This is a genomic window from Blastococcus sp. TF02-8 (genome assembly GCF_003319175.1).
Lineage (GTDB): Bacteria > Actinomycetota > Actinomycetes > Mycobacteriales > Geodermatophilaceae > Blastococcus.
The window spans coordinates 264660-283491 of sequence record NZ_QOHK01000006.1 but is presented as its reverse complement, the minus strand read 5'-3'; the positions used below and the strand labels follow the sequence as shown (position 1 = coordinate 283491).

Sequence of the window (18832 nt, the reverse complement as noted above, 5' to 3'; positions counted from 1 at the left end):
TGAGCCTCCGCGGCCACGACCTGCTGCAGCAACACCGCCGCCACCCCGGCGCCGCGGTGGGCCGGCAACCACCCGCTCAACGGCTCGCCCAACCCCGGAGCAGGGTCCGGGTCGACCAGCTCCCACGACGAGGGCGCCGCGTCGACCGGCACCACGGTCACCCCGACCGCGAACCCCACACCCGACGACATACCCGCAGGCTAGGCCGGGGGTACGACAGTTTCCGGCGGCTCTCTCGCTTCGGTCGCGCCGTGAGCGACGCGGGCCGGCGAGCACGCCGACATCTGACGGGGTGCTCGTCGACGGTCCTGCCCTCCAGGAAGTGATCAGCGGGCTCGTCGCACCGTGAGGGGACGCCGGGGTGACGCACGTGGTGGGGATCGAGGCTCGCGGCTTCGTGGTCGGCTCCCCCGCTGCTGTGGCACTGCGGGCGGGCTTCGTCGCCGTCCGCAAGAGCGCGTCCGGGAGACTTCCCGGCCCGACCCTCGCCACGACGTCGACCGAGGACTACCGGGGGATTGCGCACGACCTCCGCATGCAGGAGGTCCTCGGCCCGGGGGCACGCGTGCTGCGGATCGACGACTGGGCCGAGCGCGGCAGCCAGGCGGAGACGGCCGCGGCCCTCGTGCAGCGCTCGGGAGCGGAGTTCCTCGGTGTCTCCCTCGTCGTCGACGAGCTGCCTGACGACGTGCGCGTGCGGCTGGGCCGGGGACCTCAGCGGGTGGTGCGCGGGGTGGCGGGGTGCGATCCCGCCGTCACCAGGTCGGCCACCGCCTGGCGGGCGTCGCCGGCGGTGACCAGGCCCTCGCCGACGAGCACGGCGTCGGCACCGGCCGCGGCGTAGCTGATGAGGTCGTGCGGTCCGCGGACGCCGGACTCGGCGACCTTCACCACCTCCGAGGGCAGCCCGGGCGCGATCTTCTCGAACGTCGACCGGTCCACCTGCAGCGTGGTGAGGTCGCGGGCGTTCACGCCGATCACCGACGCACCGGCGTCGAGCGCCCGATCGGCCTCGGCCTCGGTGTGCACCTCGACGAGCGCCGTCATGCCCAGGGACTCGACCCGCTCGAGCAGGCCGGTGAGCACGTTCTGCTCCAGCGCGGCCACGATCAGCAGGACGACGTCGGCGCCGTGGGCCCGGGCCTCGTGCACCTGGTAGCTGCTGACGATGAAGTCCTTGCACAGCACGGGGACGTCGACGACCGCGCGCACCGCGGCCAGGTCGGCGTGCGAACCACCGAAACGGCGGCGCTCGGTGAGCACGGAGATGACCCGCGCTCCCCCGGCGGCGTACTGCTGGGCCAGCTCGGCGGGATCGGGGATCGTGGCCAGGTCGCCCTTGGAGGGGCTGCGCCGCTTGACCTCGGCGATCACGCCGACCCCGGGGGCGCGCAGCGCGGCCAGGGCGTCCAGAGCGGGCCGGGCGGCCTGCGCGGCAGCCTTCACCTGCTCGAACGGGGTGACCGCCTCGCGCGCGGCGAGGTCCTCCCGGACGCCGGCGACGATCTCGTCGAGAACGTTCACGGCGCCCCTGCCTCTCCCACGTCGATCCCTCCCCGGCGGACGGACGACCCACTGTAGAAGGACGCACTCGGCCACCCGGCCCGGGGGCCGGTGCCCCGGGCCCAGCCGGTTCCGCTATACGTCGGACCGGCTCCCGGCCGACGGCGGGTCGGTCGGGTCCTCCCCGCGGTCCAGGGCCTTCCATGCCTCCTGCGCGCGGTCCTCGTCGGTACGGGCCGGCGCCACCGCCGGCGTGCGCTCGTAGCGACGGCCCATGCCCGGCCAGCCCCGACCACGCAGCGCGGCCAGCAACCCGACCGCCACCCCGAGCACGCCGGCCACCACCGCGACCACCGGCCAGGCGGGCGAGAGGTCGACGACGACGGAGGTGACGCTGCTGCCCCCGGCACCCGGGAGCCCGGCCGCGGCCTCCGACACGCCCCCGGCCAGGACGCGCACGCCGGACCACAGCAGCGCGCCACCGGCCAGGGCGGTCAGCAGGCCGATCACCACCCGCCCGACGCCCCGCACGGCCAGCAGCGCCACCGCCGCGGCCAGCAGCACCAGCCCGGCGGCCGTGACCAGCGGCGCGGCGTCGCCACCGGAGAGCGTGCCGACGACGGGCGGCAGCGGTGACCGGCGCTCGACGGTGACCCCGGCCCAGCGCTGACCGGCCGCCGACAGCGCCAGCGCCCCGGCCACGGCAGAGCCCGCGACCGCCGCGGTGAGCTCTCGGCGCCGCCCCGGCCCGCTCACGCGAGGTCCCGCAGGCTCTCCGCGGTCGCGATCGCCGACAGCACCGCCCGCGCCTTGTGCCGGGTCTCGGCCTCCTCGGTGGCCGCGTCGCTGTCGGCCACGATGCCGGCGCCGGCCTGGACGTAGGCGCGACCGTCGTGCAGCACCGCGGTGCGGATGGCGATCGCCATGTCCATGTCGCCGCTCGCGTCGAAGTAGCCGACCGTGCCGGCGTAGAGCGCCCGGCGGGTCGGCTCGAGGGTCTCGATGATCGTCATCGCGCTGGGCTTCGGTGCCCCGGAGACCGTGCCGGCCGGGAACGTCGCGTCGAAGACGTCGAGGGCGTCGCAGCCGGGGCTCACCTCGCCGGCGACGGTCGAGACCAGGTGCATGACGTGGCTGTAGTGCTCGACCCGCATGAAGTCCGGCACCTCGACGCTGCCCGGCACGCAGACCCGCCCCAGGTCGTTGCGCGCCAGGTCGACCAGCATCACGTGCTCCGCGCGCTCCTTGGGGTCGGCGAGCAGCCCCTCGGCCAGCCGCAGGTCCTCCTCGGGCGTGGCCCCGCGCGGGCGGGTCCCGGCCGGCGGGTGCACGACGGCGGAGGTCCCGGTCACGGTGACCAGCGCCTCCGGCGAGGAGCCGACGACGTCGAACGGCGACTCGCGGCCGGCGAAGCGCAGCAGGTACATGTACGGCGAGGGGTTGGTCGCGCGCAGCACCCGGTAGAGGTCCAGCGCCTCCACCTCGGTCGCCAGCTCGAACCGCTGGGAGAGCACCACCTGGAAGGCGTCGCCGGCGCGGATGTGCTCGCGGACCCGCTCGACCCCGGTCTCGAACGCACCGGGTTCGAGGTTGCTGCGCACGGGTGGCGCGTCGGCGCGCTCGAAGACGGAGACGGTCGGCGCCACGGCACCGGTCAGCGCCGACGCCATCGCGTCCAGCCGGGCGACGGCGTCGTCGTAACCGCCGGCCGCCCCGGCGACCGCGTTGGCGATCAGCAGGACCGAGCCGTCGCTGTGGTCGAGCACGGCCAGGTCGGTCACCAGCATCATGGCCAGCTCCGGCATGCCGAGGTCGTCGGTGCTGGTCGAGGGCAGCCGCTCCAGCCGCCGGACGACGTCGTAGCCCAGGTAGCCGACCAGCCCGCCGGTCAGCGGCGGGAGACCCGGCGTGCGCGGGGAGCGCAGGCGCCGGGCCACCACCCGCACCGCCTCCAGCGGATCGGTCGGCAGGTCGTCGGTGAGGCCGGGCAGGTCCTCCCCCAGCCACTGCGTGCGGCCGTCGCGCTCGGTCAGCACGCCCGCGCTGCGGACGCCGACGAAGCTGTACCGGGCCCAGCGCTTGCCCTGCTCGGCGGACTCCAGGAGCACGGTGCCCGGGCGGTCGCCGACGAGCGCCCGGTAGATGCCGACCGCCGTCTGCCCGTCGGCGAGCAGCCGGCGGGTCACCGGGACCATGACCTGCCCGCCCGTCCCGCCGGTCGCCGCGAACTCCTCGCGGCTCGGGGTGGTGACGCCGAACCTCACGGGCGCACCCCCTCGACGGCCGGCAGCGTGCGGTAGAAGCAGCTGCGCTCGCCGGTGTGGCACGCCGCGCCCTCCTGGTCGACGAGGACCAGCAACGCGTCGCCGTCGCAGTCGACGCGGACCTCGCGGACCCACTGCCGGTTGCCCGAGGTCTCCCCCTTCACCCAGTACTCGCCGCGGCTGCGCGACCAGTACGTGGCCCGGCCCGTGGTGAGCGTCCGGCGCAGCGCCTCGTCGTCCATCCAGGCGACCATCAGCACCTCGCGGGTGTCGTGCTGCTGGACGACGGCGGCGACCAGGCCGTTCGGGTCGTGGCTCAGCAGCGCGGCGACCTCGGGGACGAGGACCGGTTCGGGGCGCGGGTCGGACATGCCGCCAGTCTGCCGTGCTCCCCGCTCAGACCTGCGGCCCGGTGAACCAGCGGCGTCCCGAACCGATGAGGAGCAACCCCAGCGAGACGAGCGGGAGGGTGGCGAAGAACAGCGAGATGACGGCGAGGACGCTCTCCACCTCGACGACCTGGCCGAGGATCGAGTCCAGCCGCACCGCCCAGTACACGGCGATGACGACCTGCACGGCGAGCGCGCCGACCAGCACCAGCCAGGACACCCGCGTGCGCCGGGTCAGCGCCAGGACGCCGCCGACGACGAGCAGCACGACCGAGACGAGCTGGACCACGGCGAGCGTGGTGCCGAGGTCGGAGAGCTCGTAGGCGGCCGTGGGCGCACCCGTCGGGTCCTCGTCGACGGCGCTCTGCAGCACGGCAGCGGAGAACCACACGTACAGGGAGGCGACCAGCACCACTGCGGCCTGGACGAAGGTCATGACGGCCGCGCCCACGACGGTGCCCGGCCGCGCGGGTGGCCGCGGGACGCCGTAGGGGCCGGGACCGTAGGGCATGGGCGCGTACGGCGCCGGCGCGTACGGCGCGGGCCAGTAGCCGGGCGGCCCGTACCCAGGCGGCCCGTACGCAGGCGGTCCGTACGCAGGCGGCGGCGTCGTGGGCGGCGGTCCGGTGTAGGCCGGCTCCCCGTCCGGGGAGGAGCCGGCCCAGGGGTCGCTCACCGGGACGTCCGTTCGCTCCCGCTCACAGGGCGGCCGCCAGGGCGCGACCGGCGGTCCGACCGCTGAACAGGCAGCCCCCGAGGAAGGTGCCCTCCAGCGAGCGGTAGCCGTGCACGCCGCCACCGCCGAAGCCCGCCACCTCGCCGGCGGCGTACAGCCCGGGGAACACCTCGCCGCCGGGGCGCAGGACCCGCCCCGACAGGTCGGTCTCCAGCCCGCCGAGGGTCTTGCGCGTGATGATGTTCAGGCGCACCGCGATCAGCGGCCCGGCCTCGGGGTCGAGCAGCCGGTGCGGCGGGGCCACGCGGATGAGCTTGTCGCCGAGGTAGTTCCGGGCGCCGCGGATGGCGGTGAGCTGCAGGTCCTTGGTGAACGCGTTGCCGACCTCGCGGTCGCGCGCCACGATCTCCCGCTCCACCTGCGCCAGGTCCAGCGCCGGGGCACCGCCGGTGATCCGGTTCATGCCCGCCACCAGCTCGGGCAGCGTGGGGGCGACGACGAAGTCCTCGCCGCGGTCGAGGAACGCCTGCACCGGCGCGGCGACACCGGCCCGCGCCCGGTTGATCAGGAGCTTGACGTCCTTGCCGGTGAGGTCGGGGTTCTGCTCGGAGCCCGAGAGCGCGAACTCCTTCTCCACGATCTTCTTCGTGGCGACGAACCAGGTGTGCTCGTGGCCGGTCTGCCCGATGTGCGCCAACGTGCCGAGGGTGTCGAAACCGGGGAAGAGCGGGACGGGCAGCCGCTGCCCGGTCGCGTCCAGCCAGAGCGAGGACGGCCCCGGCAGGATGCGGATGCCGTGCTGCGCCCACACCGGGGAATGGTTGGCGATGCCCTCGGTGTAGTGCCACATGCGGTCGCTGTTGACCATGCTGGCACCGGCCGCGACGGCGGCCTGCTGCATGCGGCCGTCGACGTGCGCCGGGACGCCCGACAGCATCCGCTGCGGCGCCGGCCCGAGCCGCGCGGGCCAGTTCTGCCGCACCAGCTCGTGGTTGCCGCCGATACCGCCGGAGGTGACGACGACGGCCTGCGCGCCGAACTCGAACTCTCCCACCTCGGTGCGCGAGCTGGCCTCGCCGCGGGCGACGTCGCTGGGCTCCAGGACGGTGCCGCGCACGCCGGTCACGGCGCCGCCGCTCACGACGAGCTCCGAGACCCGGTGCCGGAACCGCAGCTGCACCAGACCGCGCTCCGCGGCAGCGCGCACCCGGCGCTCGAACGGCGCGACGATGCCCGGCCCGGTGCCCCACACGATGTGGAAGCGCGGCACCGAGTTGCCGTGCCCGGTCGCCGTGTAGCCACCGCGCTCGGCCCACCCGACGATCGGGAAGAAGCCGATGCCCTGGGACTTCAGCCAGGAGCGCTTCTCCCCCGCCGCGAACTGCAGGTAGGCCTCTGCCCACTGGCGCGGCCAGTGGTCGGTGTCGCGGTCGAAGCCGGCGGTGCCGAACCAGTCCTGGCGGGCCAGCTCCAGGGAGTCGCGCACCCGGAGGCGGCGCTGCTCGGGCGAGTCGACGAGGAACAGGCCACCGAAGGACCACCACGCCTGCCCGCCGAGGGACTGCTCGGGCTCCTGGTCGACCAGGATCACGCGCTTGCCGGCATCGGCGAGCTCGGCGGTGGCGACCAGTCCGGCCAGCCCCGCTCCTACGACGACGACGTCGGCCTCGAAGCCGGTGTTCGTGCTCACACCCCGGACGCTAGCGGGCGTGCTCAGGCCCGCGCCTCCCCCTCCCCGGGTGAGTCGCTCCGGGTACCGATCCACCGTCGGACGGAGGGCAGCACCGCCAGGACCGCTGCGCCGGCGGGCAGGGGCGCGGCCAGGATGACGGAGGAGGAGGAGGAGTTCGCCGTCCCGGCCACCAGGCAGTAGGCAGCGGCCGGCACGGCGAGACCGAGCCAGGACCGGCGGCCGAGCAACAGCAGGGCCCCGACGAACGTCGCGACCAGGAGCCCGACCTCCAGCACCAGGAGTGCGACCGGCTGGCCGCTTCCCGTCCGGTCACCGACGACCAGCCGGTCGACCAGGGCCAGCACCGCCTGGAACAGAGGGAAGGCGCACCCCAGCAGACCCAGCACGGCGGCGACACCCGCCGCCCCGGGCATGGATGCAGCGGCCGCTCGGGCGGCAGGGCGCGTGGGCGGGAGCGCCGCCAGGAGCGCGCCGAGGACGGGTAGCGCCGACAGCACCAGCAGCACCCGCCAGCCGGCGTCGTCCGGCCGCTCGGCCAGCGCCTGCACCACGCGACCGACCCCGAACAGCGACAGCGGACCGGTGAGCAGCAGCAGCCGGCGCCCCCGGCCGGACAGCAACCGCACGGCTCCGGCGAGCTGCAACGCGGGGACGCCGAACGCGATCCCCCACACGGCGGCGAAGGCCAGCTGACCGACCCAGGCGGGCGGGAACTCCCCGAGCAGCGGGTAGAGGACGCGGGTGACGAGGTCGGCCAGACCGATCGGCAGCAGGAGGCCGGCGACCGCCCCGACGATGGTGAGCACGCCCGCGACGAGCACCGTCAGGGGCCGTCGAACCGGCGCAGCGGATGTGACCGACGGCGAGACGGGTGCGGACATGCCCGCAGGCTAGGGGTGATCCGGTCCTGCGGGGTTCCCCCGGACGACGGACACACCGGCGGCGGTCAGCCGACCGGCTCGGGCTCCCCGGCCGACGACCGGCGCCACGAGGCGTGCAGCCGCGCGTACGGCCCCTCCGCCGCCACGAGCTCGGCGTGCGTCCCGCGCTGGACGACGTGCCCGGCGTCGACGACGAGCACCTCGTCGGCCCGCTCCGCCGTGGAGAGCCGGTGCGCGATGGTGAGCGTGGTCCGCCCGGCCGTGAGGGTGTCCAGCGCGCGGGTCAGCCGCTGCTCGGTGGCCGGGTCGACCGCGCTGGTGGCCTCGTCCAGCACGAGCAGGTGCGGGTCGGCGACGTAGGCACGGGCGACCGCGACCAGCTGCCGCTCCCCCGCCGACAGCGACTCGCCGCGCTGCCCCACCGGCGTCGCCACGCCGTCGGCCAGCCCGTCGACCCACGAGCCCAGGCCCAGTTCGTCGAAGGAGGCGCGCACCTCGTCGTCGCCCATCCCGGGCCGGCCGTACCGCACGTTCTCGGCGACCGAGGCGTCGAAGAGGAACCCGTCCTGCGGGACCATGACCACCCGGGAGCGCAGCGACGCGAAGGCGACGTCGGTCAGCGGTAGCCAGCCCTCGGCGTCGGAGCCGAGCAGCACACGCCCACCGGTGGGGTCCATGAGCCGGGTGACCAGCTTGGCGAAGGTCGTCTTCCCCGAACCGGTCTCGCCGACGACGGCCACCCGGCGGCGGGGCTCGATGGTGAGGTCCACGTCGTCGAGCGCCGGACGCGCCCCGGGGTCGTACCGGAAGGTGACGTGCTCGAAGCGCACGCCGAGCGGTCCGTCGGGCAGCTCGCGGGCACGGTCGGGGGTGGCGACGGCGGGGTCGCGGACGTCCGGCTCGGTGTCGAGCACGTCGAGCACCCGGCGGAACCCGGCGACGGCGTTCTGCGCCTCGTTGAGCACCTCGCTGGCCGTCTGCACCGGGGCGACGAACAGGGTCACGAGGAAGAGGAAGGCGACCAGGGTGCCGGCCGTGATGTCGCCGGCCAGGCCGAGCAGCACCCCGACGACCACGACGGCGGCGTTGGCGAGGGCGGCGACGAACTCGCCGCTGACGAACACCGCGGCGGTCACCTTCTGCGCGTCGACCTGCGCCCGGTAGTGCCGGGCGATGGCGGCGTCGAGGCGGGCGGCGGTGCGGGCCCGGACGCCGTAGGCGCGCACGGTCGGGGCACCCACGACCGACTCGGCCACCGCCGCGAGCACGTCACCGACGCGGGCCCGCACGACGCCGTAGACGACGACCAGCCGGCGGGCGAAGGCCCTGATCGCGACCACCAGCGGGACGAAGCAGACGAGCACCAGCAGGGTCAGCTGCCAGGAGTAGACGCCCATGACGACGGTGGCCACGAGCAGCTGGCCGACGCTGACCAGGCCGAGCACGCCACCCCACTGCATGAACACCGACAGCTGGTCGACGTCGCTGGTGACGCGGGAGACCAGGGAGCCGCGGCGCTCGCCCTGCTGGTGCAGCACCGACAGGTCGTGCACGTGCCGGAACGCGCGCACCCGGAGGTTGGCCAGCGCGGTCTCCGTGGTGCGGAACAGCCGCACGTTCATCCGGTAGACCGCCACCGCGGTGACCACCACGACCAGAGCGCAGAGCAGCACGAGGTCGCGCACCAGGTCCAGGTCCGCGCCGCCGGGACCGTTCAGCCCGCGGTCGATGACCTGCTGGACGGCGATGGGGACGACGACCCGCCCGGTGGTGGCCAGCAGCGCGAGGGCGAAGGTGACCGGCAGCCCGCGCCGGAACTCCGGCATCATCCTCAGGCCCCGGCGGAGCGTGGCGAGGCTGCCCTCGGTCCGCGCGGCGGTGGCGCTCACGCCGCCGGTCACGCCGGCACCTCGGCCTGCTGGTAGGCGCGGACGAGGGCGGCGTAGCCGGGGACCTCGGCGAGGAGCTGCTCGTGGCTGCCGCGGGCCACGGCCCGCCCGTCCTCCAGCCACACCACCTCGTCGGCGAGCGCGATGGTGGCCTGCCGGTAGGCGACGACCACCACGGTCGTCGGGGTGTCGCTCCCGCGCAGCGCGTCCAGGATGCGGGCCTCCACGGCGGGGTCGACGGCGCTGGTGGCGTCGTCGAGGACGAGCAGCCGGGGCCGGCGGACGACGGCGCGGGCCAGCGCGAGCCGCTGGCGCTGCCCGCCCGAGAGCGAGGCGCCGCGCTCCCCCACCCGGGTGTCCAGGCCCTCGGGCAGCGCCGAGACGAAGCCGTCGGCGGCGGCGACCCGCAGCGCGGCCCACACGTCGTCATCGGGAAACGGCCCGCCGAGGGTGACGTTGTCCCGCACCGTGTCGTCGAAGAGGAACGCGCTCTGCGCGACGAACGCCGCCTGGCCGCTGACCTCCCCCTCGCGGAGCCGGCGCAGGTCGATGCCGTCGAGCAGCACCGCGCCGTCGGTCGGGTCGACCAGGCGCACCAGCAGTCCGGCGAGCGTGGACTTGCCCGAGCCCGTGGGCCCGACGACGGCGACCGTGCGACCGGCCGGCACCTCGAAGGCGACCCCGTGGAGCGTGGGCCGCTCCGCGCCGTCGAAGGCGAAGCCGACGCCGTCCACCGCCACCCCGGCCCCACCGCCGGCGGCGGTCGCCGACTCGGCCCCGTACGGGGTCTCCCCGGTCGCCTCGAGCACCGGGGTCACGCGGTCGAACCCGGCCAGTGCGCGCGGCAGGTCGGCCAGCACCCAGCCGATGGCGCGGATCGGCAGCGCGAGCAGGGTGAACAGGTAGGCGATCGACACCAGCTCACCGGCGTCGGTGGCGCCGTCGGCGACCCGCCCGGCGCCGATGAGCAGCACCGCGAGCGTGCCCAGGTTCGGCAGCGCCTCCATCATCGGGTCGAACAGCCCGCGCACGCGGCCGACGGCGATCAGACCGTCGCGCAGCTCCTCGGCCCTGGCCCCGAAGCGCGCGGTCTCGCTCTCCTCCCGGCCGAGGGTCTTGACCACGAGGCCGGCGTCGAAGCTCTCGTGCGCGATCTCGCTGACCTCGGCGCGCAGCTGCTGCGCCCGCTGCATGCGGGGGCTCATCACCTGCGAGTAGACGACGTTGGCGACGAACACCAGCGGGAACACGACCAGGCCGACCAGGGCCAGCAGCGGGTCGGTGAGGACGAGGGCGACGCTGGTGATCGCGATCATCACCAGGGCGCCGCAGGCGAAGGGCAGCGGCGCGACGAAGAACCAGGCGGACTCGACGTCGGAGTTGGCGTTCGACAGCAGCTGGCCGGTCGGGTGGCGTTGGTGCCAGGACAGCGGCAGCCGCAGGTACTGGCCGGTGACCCGGCGGCGGTACTCGGCCTGCAGCCGGTAGCTCATGACGCCGGCGAACAGCCGCCGGCCCAGGATGCCGACGATCTTGAGGACGGCGACGCCGAGGATCGCCAGCGCCGCGAGCGCCAGCGCCGAGGCGGTGGTGACGCCGTCGTCGAAGGACGGGAGCAGCACCCGGTCGGTGACCTCGCCGATCACCCAGGCGCTCGCGACGGTCATCGCGCCGTAGAGGCTGCTGGCGAGCAGGGCGAGGGTGAACATGCCCGGCTGCTCGGCGACGGCCCGACCGATGTGGCGGAGCCCGCGCCGCACGACGGCGTCTCTGCGGCGGGACACGGGACTCCTCGGGCTCGGTGGTGCGACCAGCATGCCAGGTTCCTTAGGCGTGCTAACCGCGACCAACAGCCCGGGCGTCGCCATCCTTCCCGCCCGCCCAGGCGATGTGTGACCCACGTCGCAACCTGGCCGGGTCCGGCTCGTTGGGGTGGCATGAGCAGAGGGTCCTTCGCCGTCGGCTGCGCCACGGTCCTCGCCCTGACCGTGGCGCTGCCCGGGAGCGCGGCAGCGGGTGGAGATGGCCGCCCGGCCTCCGGCACGGATGGCGCGCCGACCTCGCTGCCGGCGGTGCCCAGCGGCGCGCGTCCGGGTCCCGACGTGCTGTACGCGCCACCCCCGCGGCACCCCAGCTGGAGAACCGCGATCCCCGCTTCCGCGCCCAGCCCCTGCTCGTCTCCGGGCAGGAGGCCTACGTCGGGGGCGAGTACCTCTACCAGGACCACCTGTTCGACGACTACGGGGCCGACACCGACGGGCAGGGCGCGGGCTCGCTGTCCGAACGCACCGGCGACATCACCTATCCCACCGATGCCGCGCGCTACGCCGGGAACGCGGCGGACCTCGTCGAGTTCCGGGTGGCGCCCGAGCGGGACCGCGTCAGCTACCGGTTCACGCTGAACACGCTGCGGCAGGCGGACTCCACGATCCTCGCTCTGGCCTTCGACACCGACCGCAACGCCGCGACCGGCACGGCCACGCTGCCCCGTGACCCGGGCGCCCCCTTCCCCGGCACCGACCAGCTGCTCACCGTGTGGGGCACCGGGGCCGAGCACGTGGCCTTCGACGCCCGCGGCGCGGTGGTCGGCACCACGAAGGTCGACGTCCGCACGGACCTGGAGGCCAACCAGCTGACCGTGACCGTCCCCCGGAGGGTGAGCGACCCCGGTGGCACGTGGCGGGCCACACTCGTCGCCGGCCTGTACGACCGGTCCTCGGGAGGCTGGCTGCGGCCCCAGCCCGTGGCCGACGTCGACAGCCCCGGCGGCGCCGGTCCGCTCGACCCCGCACCGAACGGCATCTTCAACGTGGCCTTCCGCTTCGACGAACCGGTGACCACGCAGAACACCCCGCCGGACACCGCCCAGGCGCCGGTGCTCGCCGCCGACCAGCCCACCCGGTATGCCCGGGACATCGATTTCGCCGCGCTGGCCGCGCGGAGCGACCGGACCACCGTGCCCGCGCACGGAACGACGGTTCGCATCTTCCCCAGCCGCTCGTCCCTCGGCGAGGGACGCGACCTCGACGCCGACTTCCCGCAGTACCGCGGCCAGCTGCAGCCCTACAGCGTCTACGTGCCCAGCGGGTACCGGCCGGGCACCCCCACCGGCTTCACGCTGGCGCTGCACTCGCTCGGCCAGCAGCACTGGCAGTACAACGGCTCGACGGGCATCCAGCAGATCGGCGAGGCGCGCGGGAACATCGTGGCCACCTCGCTCTCCCGCGGACCGGACGGCTGGTACCAGCACGAGGCCGAGTTCGACGTCTTCGAGATGTGGAACGACGTCGCGCGGCGGTTCTCCCTCGACCCGGACCGGACGGCGATCACCGGCTACTCGATGGGCGGCTACGCGACCTACCGGCTCGGCACGCTGTACCCGGACCTGTTCGGCCGCGCCTTCTCGACGGTCGGGCCCCCCGGCGACGGCATCTGGGTGCCGCCGGCGCCGCCCACCGGCGGGATCGAGACGCTGTCCAACCTGTGGCTGGAGAACGCCCGCAACCTGCCGTACCTCAACGTCTCGGCCGGGGCCGACGAGCTGGTGCCGGTCGCCGGCCCGCGGGCGCAGAACCTCGGCGCCCCGGAGCAGGGCATCCGCGGCTTCGAGCAGCTGGGCTACCGCTACCGCTGGGTGCTGTATCCGGCAGCAGAGCACTTCACCCTGGCCCTGCTGGGCTACGACGTCCCGATGGCCACCGCGTTCCTGGGTGAGTCACGGGTCGACCGGAACCCGCACCACGTGACCTTCGCCCGGGTGCCGGCCGCCGACGACGCGCGGCTCGGGCTGGTGCACGACCACGCCTACTGGGTCTCGCGGGTCACCCCGGCCGACCCCGCCGCGGGGTCGGGCTCGGGGCCGGGGCAGCCGGCCAAGGCCGTGGTCGACGCCTTCAGCCACGGGTTCGGTCTCGGTGACGCCAGCAGCACGCCGGGGTCGTCGGCGGGGACGACCCCGCTGCCCTACACCGAGGTCAACCGCTCGTGGGGCGACTTCCCGCGGATCCCGGCGGCGAACCGGCTGGACCTGCGGCTGACCAACGTCGGCACCGCCTCCCTCGACGCGGGGCGGGCGCGCCTGGACACCCGTCGGGAGCTCACCGTCGTCACGACCGCTGACCGCGCAGGGTCGATCCACCTCGCCGGGGCGTTCCCGCAGGGCGTCACGGTGCGGCAGGACGGGCGGCTGGTACCGGCCTCCGTCGACCGTGCCGGGGTGACCCTGCCGGTGGCCGCGGGAAGCCACACCTACACGGTGCGCCCGGGCAAGGCTGGGCGGTGACGGGCGGCCGGCTGTCGCCGCGCGCCCGTCCTCGGTAGCTTCGCCGGGGTGAGCGCCTCTCCGCGGTCCCTGCCCGAACGCGAGCGTGCTGCGCTCGCCGACCTGCTCGACGACGTGGGCCCCGACGCGCCCACCTGCTGCGAGGGGTGGAGCACGGCGCACCTCGCGGCCCACCTCGCCGTCCGCGACCGGCGGCCCGACGCGCTGCCCGGGTACGGGCTGGAGATGATCCCGGGCGGTGAGCGGCTGGGCTGGTGGTCGCACAAGGTCGAGGACCGGCTGCGCACCTCCACGCCGTACGACCAGGTGGTGGACCAGGTCCGCTCCGGCCCGCCCTCCTGGGCCCCGATGGCGTGGCCGGCCCTGGCGCGCACGTTGAACGTGGCCGAGTACGCCATCCACCACGAGGACGTGCGGCGTGCCCGACCGGGCTGGGAGCCGCGCGACCTCTCCCCCGCCGACCGGGACCAGCTGTGGCGTGCGGCGACCGTGATGGCGCGCCGGGTGGCCGGCCGCCGGGGCGTGGTGCTGCGGCGTGCCGACTTCCCGGCCGTCGAGAAGCGCCTGGGCGCCGGCGGGCGGACGGTCACCGGGGACCCGCTGGAGCTGCTGCTCTGGGCCTCCGGCCGCGGCGACATCGCCCGGGTGCAGGTCGGCTGACCTCTCCCTCCGGGTGGACGCGCAGCAGAACCTGCTCGTCCCGTGGCCGCAGCGGCGCTAGCGTGCGCCCATGTCCGACGCCGACCAGGGCCCCGTCCTCGCCGAGGAGTCGGCTCCGGCCGCGCCGCCGATGCCGGGTCCGCCGCCGTCCTCGCCGACCGCGCCGACCTGGCAGCAGCCGCCGCAGCAGTGGGGCGCTCCGCCACCGCACTGGGGGCTCGCCCGCCCGGCGGTGCCTCCCCAGCAGTGGAGCTCGACACCGCAGTGGCAGCAGCCGCAGCAGTGGGCGCCGCCACCGGCGCACTGGACCCCGCCGCCGGTACGGCCCACCGGCACGGTCACCGAGAAGGTCCTGGCCGTCCTGTTCGGGCTCGCGTGGCTGACCTGCCCGGTCATCGAGCCGATGCCGGCCGACGACATGGCCTACCCGCTGTGGCAGGCACCGATCGACATCGCAGCGGTCGTCTCGATCGTCGCCGCCGGTGTGGCGCTCTGGCGGGGGAACCGGCACGCCGCCTGGCTCTCCGTCACCGCCGGCGTCCTCATGGCGGTGGAGACGGTCGTCTGCGTGCTGGCCGGGCACACGCCGGTGGGCTGGTGGACGTGGGTGCAGTCCGGTCTGTCCCTCTTCGTCCTCGCCGGCGGCGTCGGGCTCCACGCCCGCCCGCCGGCGCCCGGTCCCCGCTGACGGTCAGGCCAGCGGGGTGTCCGCTCCCCTGCGGACGGGCACCCCGGCCCGGGCCAGCTCGGCCTTGACGTCGCCGACGCGGAGCTGACCGAAGTGGAAGACGCTCGCCGCGAGCACGGCGTCGGCCCCGGCCTCGACGGCGGGCGGGAAGTGCTCGACCGCGCCCGCGCCCCCGCTGGCGATCAGCGGCACCGCGACCTCGCGGCGCGCCAGGCGGATCAGCTCGGTGTCGAAGCCGGCGCGGGTGCCGTCGGCGTCCATCGAGTTGAGCAGGATCTCCCCCACCCCCAGCTCCGCGGCCCGCACGCACCACTCGACGGCGTCCCGGCCCGTGCCGCGCCGGCCGCCGTGGGTGGTGATCTCGAAGCCGGAATCGGTGACGGCACCGTCGCGGGTGCGTCGCGCGTCCAGGGAGAGCACGAGCACCTGGTTGCCGAACCGGTGCGCGATCTCGCTGATCAGCTCCGGACGGGCGACCGCGGCGGTGTTCACGGCGACCTTGTCGGCACCGGCCCGCAGCAGCCGGTCGACGTCCTCGACGCTGCGCACCCCACCGCCGACGGTGAGCGGGATGAAGACGCTCTCCGCGGTGCGGCGGACGACGTCGTAGGTCGTCTCGCGGTCCCCGGAGCTGGCCGTGATGTCGAGGAAGGTGAGCTCGTCGGCGCCCTCGGCGTCGTAGACCCGCGCCATCTCGACCGGGTCACCGGCGTCGCGCAGGTCGACGAAGTTCACGCCCTTGACCACGCGCCCGCCGTCGACGTCCAGGCACGGGATCACGCGGACGGAGAGGCTCACGCCGCGCCGTCCCGCACCGCGTCAGCCTCGATCTCCACGAGCAGCCCGGGGTCGATGAGCGCCGAGACCTCGACCATGGTGGACGCCGGCCGGATGTCGCCGAACACCTCGCCGTGCGCCCGCCCGACCTCCTCCCAGCGCCCGATGTCGGTGACGTACATCCGGGTGCGGACGACGTCGTGCAGGGAGAAGCCGGCGCGCTCCAGCGAACGCTCGATCATCGCCAGGACCTCGCGGGTCTGCGCCGCGGCGTCGCCGGGGTGCGCGACCACCCCGTCGACCATCGCCGTCGTCCCGCTGATCCAGGCCGTGTCGCCGCGGACGACGATCCGGCTGTAGCCGACGACCGGCTCCCAGGGGTTGGCCGAGCCCAGGTTGAGGACGGTCACGCCAGTTCCTCGGTGACCCTCAGCGCCTCGGGCAGGGTGAAGGCCCCGGCGTAGAGCGCCTTGCCCACGATGGAGCCCTCGACGCCGATCGCGGTCAGCCCGGCCAGCGCGCGGATGTCGTCGAGCGAGCTGACCCCGCCGGAGGCGATGACCGGGCGCGGGGTGGCGGCGCAGACCTCGCGCAGCAGCTCCAGGTTGGGGCCGCGCAAGGTGCCGTCCTTGGTGATGTCGGTGACGACGTAACGGGCGCATCCCTCGGCGTCGAGACGGGCGAGGGTCTCGTACAGCTCGCCCCCCTCCTTGGTCCAGCCGCGGGCGGCCAGCCGGGTGCCGCGGACGTCCAGGCCGACGGCGATCCGGTCGCCGTGCTCGGCGATGGCCCGGGCGCACCACTCCGGCGACTCCAGGGCGGCCGTGCCGAGGTTCACCCGGCGGCAGCCGGTCGCCAGCGCCGCCTCGAGCGAGGCGTCGTCGCGGATGCCGCCGGAGAGCTCGACGTCGACGTCCAGCTCGCCGACGACCCGGGCGAGCAGCTCGCGGTTGGAGCCACGACCGAAGGCGGCGTCGAGGTCGACCAGGTGCACCCACTCGGCGCCGTCGCGCTGCCACTGCATCGCGGCCTCCAACGGGTCGCCGTAGGAGGTTTCGCTCCCGGCCTCCCCCTGGACCAGACGGACGGCCTGACCGTCGGCGACGTCGACGGCGGGGAGCAGCTGCAGCTTCGGCACGGCGTCCAGCCTAGGGACCGCTCCCCCGGCGCCCCGAGGTGGACCGGCTGCGCCGCAACCAGACCGCCGCCGTCTCGTTGTCCGGGCGGGGCCGCGACGGCGCGCGCCCCGGAGGAGGACCCTCGTGCGGCTCACCCGGTTCCGTCTGCTCGTCCTGCTGGTCGCGGCCCTGCTCGCCGTCGGCGTCGGCACCGCCGCTGCGGCACCGCCCCGCGGGCCCGACACCGGTGAGTTCGCGCCCGTCGACCAGCGCGGGCCGCGCCTGTCCGTGCCGGCGAGGGACCTGCAGGCCTCGCTGCACTGCAACGGCCCGCTGACCAGGCTCTCGCACGACCCGGTGCTGCTCGTGCCGGGCACGACCCTGACGCCGGAGGTGAACTTCGGCTGGAACTACCTGCGGGCCTTCGACCGGGACGGCCGCCGGTGGTGCACCGTCACGCTGCCGCTGGACGCCACCGGTGACATCCAGGTCGCCGGTGAGTACGTCGTGCACGCGCTGCGGACGATGAGCAGGGCCGCGCACCGCGACGTCGACGTCGTCGGGTACAGCCAGGGCGGGATGGTGCCGCGCTGGGCGCTGCGCTTCTGGCCCGACACCCGCGACCTGGTCGACGACGTCATCGGCCTGAGCCCCTCCAACCACGGCACGGTGGTCTCCGACGTCACCTGCCGGCGACCGTGCAACCCCTCCTTCCACCAGCAGGCCTCGCAGTCGCAGTTCCTGCGGGCGCTCAACAGCGGCGCGGAGACCTTCGCCGGGATCGACTACACGGTGGCCTACACGTTCACCGACGAGGTCGTGGCGCCCAACACCGGGCCGGCGCCGAGCTCCGCGCTGCGCACGGGGGCGGGCACGGTCGCGAACATCGCCCTGCAGGAGGTCTGCCCCGGCCACGTGGCCGACCACTTCGCGATCGGCAGCTCCGACGCCGTCGGCTACGCGCTCGTCGTCGACGCGCTGGACCACGACGGCCCGGCCGACCTCTCCCGCATCTCCCGGACGGTCTGCCTCCAGCCGTTCCAGCCCGGGGTCGACCCGGCGACGGCGGCGAGCGACTTCGCGGCCATGGTCGCCTACGCCGGCAACCCCGCCGGCAACGCGCCGGACGTCCCGGCGGAGCCGCCGCTGAAGCCCTACGTGTACCGCCGCTGACGTGCGGCGAACTCCCCTGGCGTCATCGCCGTGACCCGCGAGAAGTCGCGGGTGAAGTGCGCCTGGTCGGCGTAGCCCAGCACCGCCGCCACCTCGCCCAGCCCGTCCGAGGTGCGGCGCAGCCGCTCGGCGGCCTCCTGCAGCCGCCGCCGCTGGATCAGCCACTTGGGCGTCAGACCCACCCGGCGGTGGACCAGCCGCTGCAGCGCCCGTTCGGAGAGACCGAACCGCTGGCAGACCTGGGCCACCCGCGTGACCTCGCGTTCACCCTCCACGAAGGCGACGATCTCGTTGATCAGCCGACCGTCGTCGTCGACCGGCAGGTGCCGCCGCACCGCGTCGCCGAAGGCCGCCATCGCCGCGGCGTGCGCCTCCGGGGCGTGCGGGTCGCGCGTCATCGCTGCGCGCACCCGGGCGGTCAGCTGCTCGCCCCGATCGCCCAGGACCTCGGTCAGGTCCTCGTGCCGGTCGGTGAAGGCACTCATCGACCGGCCCGCGATCAGGGCCCCGGCCGCCGGCGCGCACAGGACGCCGAACGCCCAGCCGCTCCCGGTCAGCGTCGTCGTCGACAGCCCGGAGACGACCCCGTGGAAGCGGGCGTAGTCCTGCGCCACGACGACCAGGGCCACCGGGTACTGCAGCACGCGCTGCGGTGCCTCCCGGCCGGGCGGCACCGACCACACCGGGATCCAGAAGCGCTGCAGGAGGCCGGCGAGCTCGGCCGGAGCGGCGTACCGGTACATGACGTGCGAGGCGTCGTCCGGCTCCTTGAGGTGGGCCCGCTCGACGACGTCCATCGCCTCGGCGCTGTCGGGTTTCATCAAGACCCAGCCTGCTGC

At 74.9% G+C, this 18832-nt stretch carries 18 protein-coding genes; 4 read left to right on the top strand and 14 right to left on the bottom strand.

The window, feature by feature from the left end:
• The 10 genes from DQ237_RS14230 to DQ237_RS14185 all read right to left on the bottom strand — a co-directional run.
• Positions 1 to 191, bottom strand: a 191-nt coding sequence (locus tag DQ237_RS14230) for a hypothetical protein (protein ID WP_147251818.1), incomplete at its 3' end; no start/stop codon positions are given.
• Between the two features lie 523 nt (positions 192 to 714).
• Positions 715 to 1524 (bottom strand): indole-3-glycerol phosphate synthase TrpC, encoded by an 810-nt coding sequence (trpC, locus tag DQ237_RS14225; protein ID WP_113800779.1) that lies wholly within the window; start codon positions 1522 to 1524, stop codon positions 715 to 717.
• Between the two features lie 114 nt (positions 1525 to 1638).
• Complete coding sequence (locus tag DQ237_RS14220; RefSeq protein ID WP_113800778.1) at positions 1639 to 2259, bottom strand: Trp biosynthesis-associated membrane protein; 621 nt, start codon at positions 2257 to 2259, stop codon at positions 1639 to 1641.
• Positions 2256 to 3767, bottom strand: coding sequence for an anthranilate synthase component I (locus DQ237_RS14215; protein ID WP_113800777.1), 1512 nt, complete (start codon positions 3765 to 3767; stop codon positions 2256 to 2258). The genes DQ237_RS14220 and DQ237_RS14215 overlap by 4 nt, the downstream gene beginning before the upstream one ends.
• Positions 3764 to 4138: a phosphoribosyl-AMP cyclohydrolase gene (gene hisI, locus DQ237_RS14210; RefSeq protein WP_113800776.1), complete on the bottom strand. Its 375-nt coding sequence runs from the start codon at positions 4136 to 4138 to the stop codon at positions 3764 to 3766. Before hisI ends, DQ237_RS14215 begins: the two co-directional genes overlap by 4 nt.
• A 25-nt stretch (positions 4139 to 4163) precedes the next feature.
• Entirely contained in the window at positions 4164 to 4832 is a 669-nt protein-coding gene (locus DQ237_RS14205; RefSeq protein ID WP_147251817.1) for a hypothetical protein, read from the bottom strand.
• Between the two features lie 22 nt (positions 4833 to 4854).
• The gene (locus tag DQ237_RS14200; protein WP_113800774.1) at positions 4855 to 6522 is read right to left on the bottom strand and encodes an FAD-binding dehydrogenase; all 1668 of its coding nucleotides are present in this window, start codon (positions 6520 to 6522) and stop codon (positions 4855 to 4857) included.
• Between the two features lie 23 nt (positions 6523 to 6545).
• Positions 6546 to 7406, bottom strand: a complete 861-nt coding sequence (locus tag DQ237_RS14195) for a hypothetical protein (protein WP_113800773.1) — start codon at positions 7404 to 7406, stop codon at positions 6546 to 6548.
• A 65-nt stretch (positions 7407 to 7471) separates the two neighbouring features.
• Positions 7472 to 9307 carry an ABC transporter ATP-binding protein gene (locus tag DQ237_RS14190; RefSeq protein ID WP_240619629.1) on the bottom strand — a complete coding sequence of 612 codons (1836 nt, stop codon included), beginning with the start codon at positions 9305 to 9307 and terminating at the stop codon, positions 7472 to 7474.
• On the bottom strand, positions 9304 to 11079 hold the full coding sequence (locus tag DQ237_RS14185) for an ABC transporter ATP-binding protein (protein WP_240619628.1): 1776 nt from the start codon (positions 11077 to 11079) through the stop codon (positions 9304 to 9306). The genes DQ237_RS14190 and DQ237_RS14185 overlap by 4 nt, the downstream gene beginning before the upstream one ends.
• Before the next feature lie 104 nt (positions 11080 to 11183).
• On the opposite strand from DQ237_RS14185, the gene DQ237_RS14180 reads away from it, so the two are divergent.
• The 3 genes from DQ237_RS14180 (at position 11184) to DQ237_RS14170 (ending at position 14925) form a co-directional block, all read left to right on the top strand.
• The gene (locus DQ237_RS14180) at positions 11184 to 13577 is read left to right on the top strand and encodes an alpha/beta hydrolase-fold protein (protein WP_147251816.1); all 2394 of its coding nucleotides are present in this window, start codon (positions 11184 to 11186) and stop codon (positions 13575 to 13577) included.
• A gap of 48 nt (positions 13578 to 13625) precedes the next feature.
• Complete coding sequence (locus DQ237_RS14175; protein WP_113800770.1) at positions 13626 to 14237, top strand: TIGR03085 family metal-binding protein; 612 nt, start codon at positions 13626 to 13628, stop codon at positions 14235 to 14237.
• 70 nt (positions 14238 to 14307) lie between these two features.
• Entirely contained in the window at positions 14308 to 14925 is a 618-nt protein-coding gene (locus tag DQ237_RS14170; RefSeq protein ID WP_113800769.1) for a hypothetical protein, read from the top strand.
• A gap of 3 nt (positions 14926 to 14928) precedes the next feature.
• On the opposite strand, the gene hisF is transcribed toward DQ237_RS14170, so the two are convergent.
• The 3 genes from hisF to priA are packed head-to-tail and all read right to left on the bottom strand — an operon-like array spanning position 14929 to position 16840.
• Positions 14929 to 15723, bottom strand: coding sequence for an imidazole glycerol phosphate synthase subunit HisF (gene hisF / locus DQ237_RS14165; protein ID WP_113800768.1), 795 nt, complete (start codon positions 15721 to 15723; stop codon positions 14929 to 14931).
• Positions 15720 to 16112, bottom strand: a complete 393-nt coding sequence (locus DQ237_RS14160) for a RidA family protein (protein WP_113800767.1) — start codon at positions 16110 to 16112, stop codon at positions 15720 to 15722. Before DQ237_RS14160 ends, hisF begins: the two co-directional genes overlap by 4 nt.
• On the bottom strand, positions 16109 to 16840 hold the full coding sequence (gene priA, locus DQ237_RS14155; RefSeq protein WP_113800766.1) for a bifunctional 1-(5-phosphoribosyl)-5-((5-phosphoribosylamino)methylideneamino)imidazole-4-carboxamide isomerase/phosphoribosylanthranilate isomerase PriA: 732 nt from the start codon (positions 16838 to 16840) through the stop codon (positions 16109 to 16111). The genes DQ237_RS14160 and priA overlap by 4 nt, the downstream gene beginning before the upstream one ends.
• Positions 16841 to 16964: 124 nt before the next feature.
• Between priA and DQ237_RS14150 the strand changes: the two genes are divergently transcribed.
• On the top strand, positions 16965 to 17993 hold the full coding sequence (locus tag DQ237_RS14150) for a triacylglycerol lipase (protein ID WP_113800765.1): 1029 nt from the start codon (positions 16965 to 16967) through the stop codon (positions 17991 to 17993).
• Here DQ237_RS14150 and DQ237_RS14145 read toward each other — a convergent pair.
• On the bottom strand, positions 17975 to 18814 hold the full coding sequence (locus DQ237_RS14145; RefSeq protein ID WP_113800764.1) for an AraC family transcriptional regulator: 840 nt from the start codon (positions 18812 to 18814) through the stop codon (positions 17975 to 17977). The genes DQ237_RS14150 and DQ237_RS14145 overlap by 19 nt on opposite strands.
• Positions 18815 to 18832: the final 18 nt, after the last annotated feature.

Bases quoted from the DNA above. Each gene is read 5' to 3' on its own strand.
- hisI (WP_113800776.1), bottom strand. From the start codon at position 4,138: ATGTCCGACCCGCGCCCCGAACCGGTCCTCGTCCCCGAGGTCGCCGCG.
- DQ237_RS14195 (WP_113800773.1), bottom strand. From the start codon at position 7,406: ATGTCCGCACCCGTCTCGCCGTCGGTCACATCCGCTGCGCCGGTTCGA.
- DQ237_RS14180 (WP_147251816.1), top strand. From the start codon at position 11,184: ATGTGTGACCCACGTCGCAACCTGGCCGGGTCCGGCTCGTTGGGGTGG.
- DQ237_RS14170 (WP_113800769.1), top strand. From the start codon at position 14,308: ATGTCCGACGCCGACCAGGGCCCCGTCCTCGCCGAGGAGTCGGCTCCG.
- DQ237_RS14145 (WP_113800764.1), bottom strand. From the start codon at position 18,814: ATGAAACCCGACAGCGCCGAGGCGATGGACGTCGTCGAGCGGGCCCAC.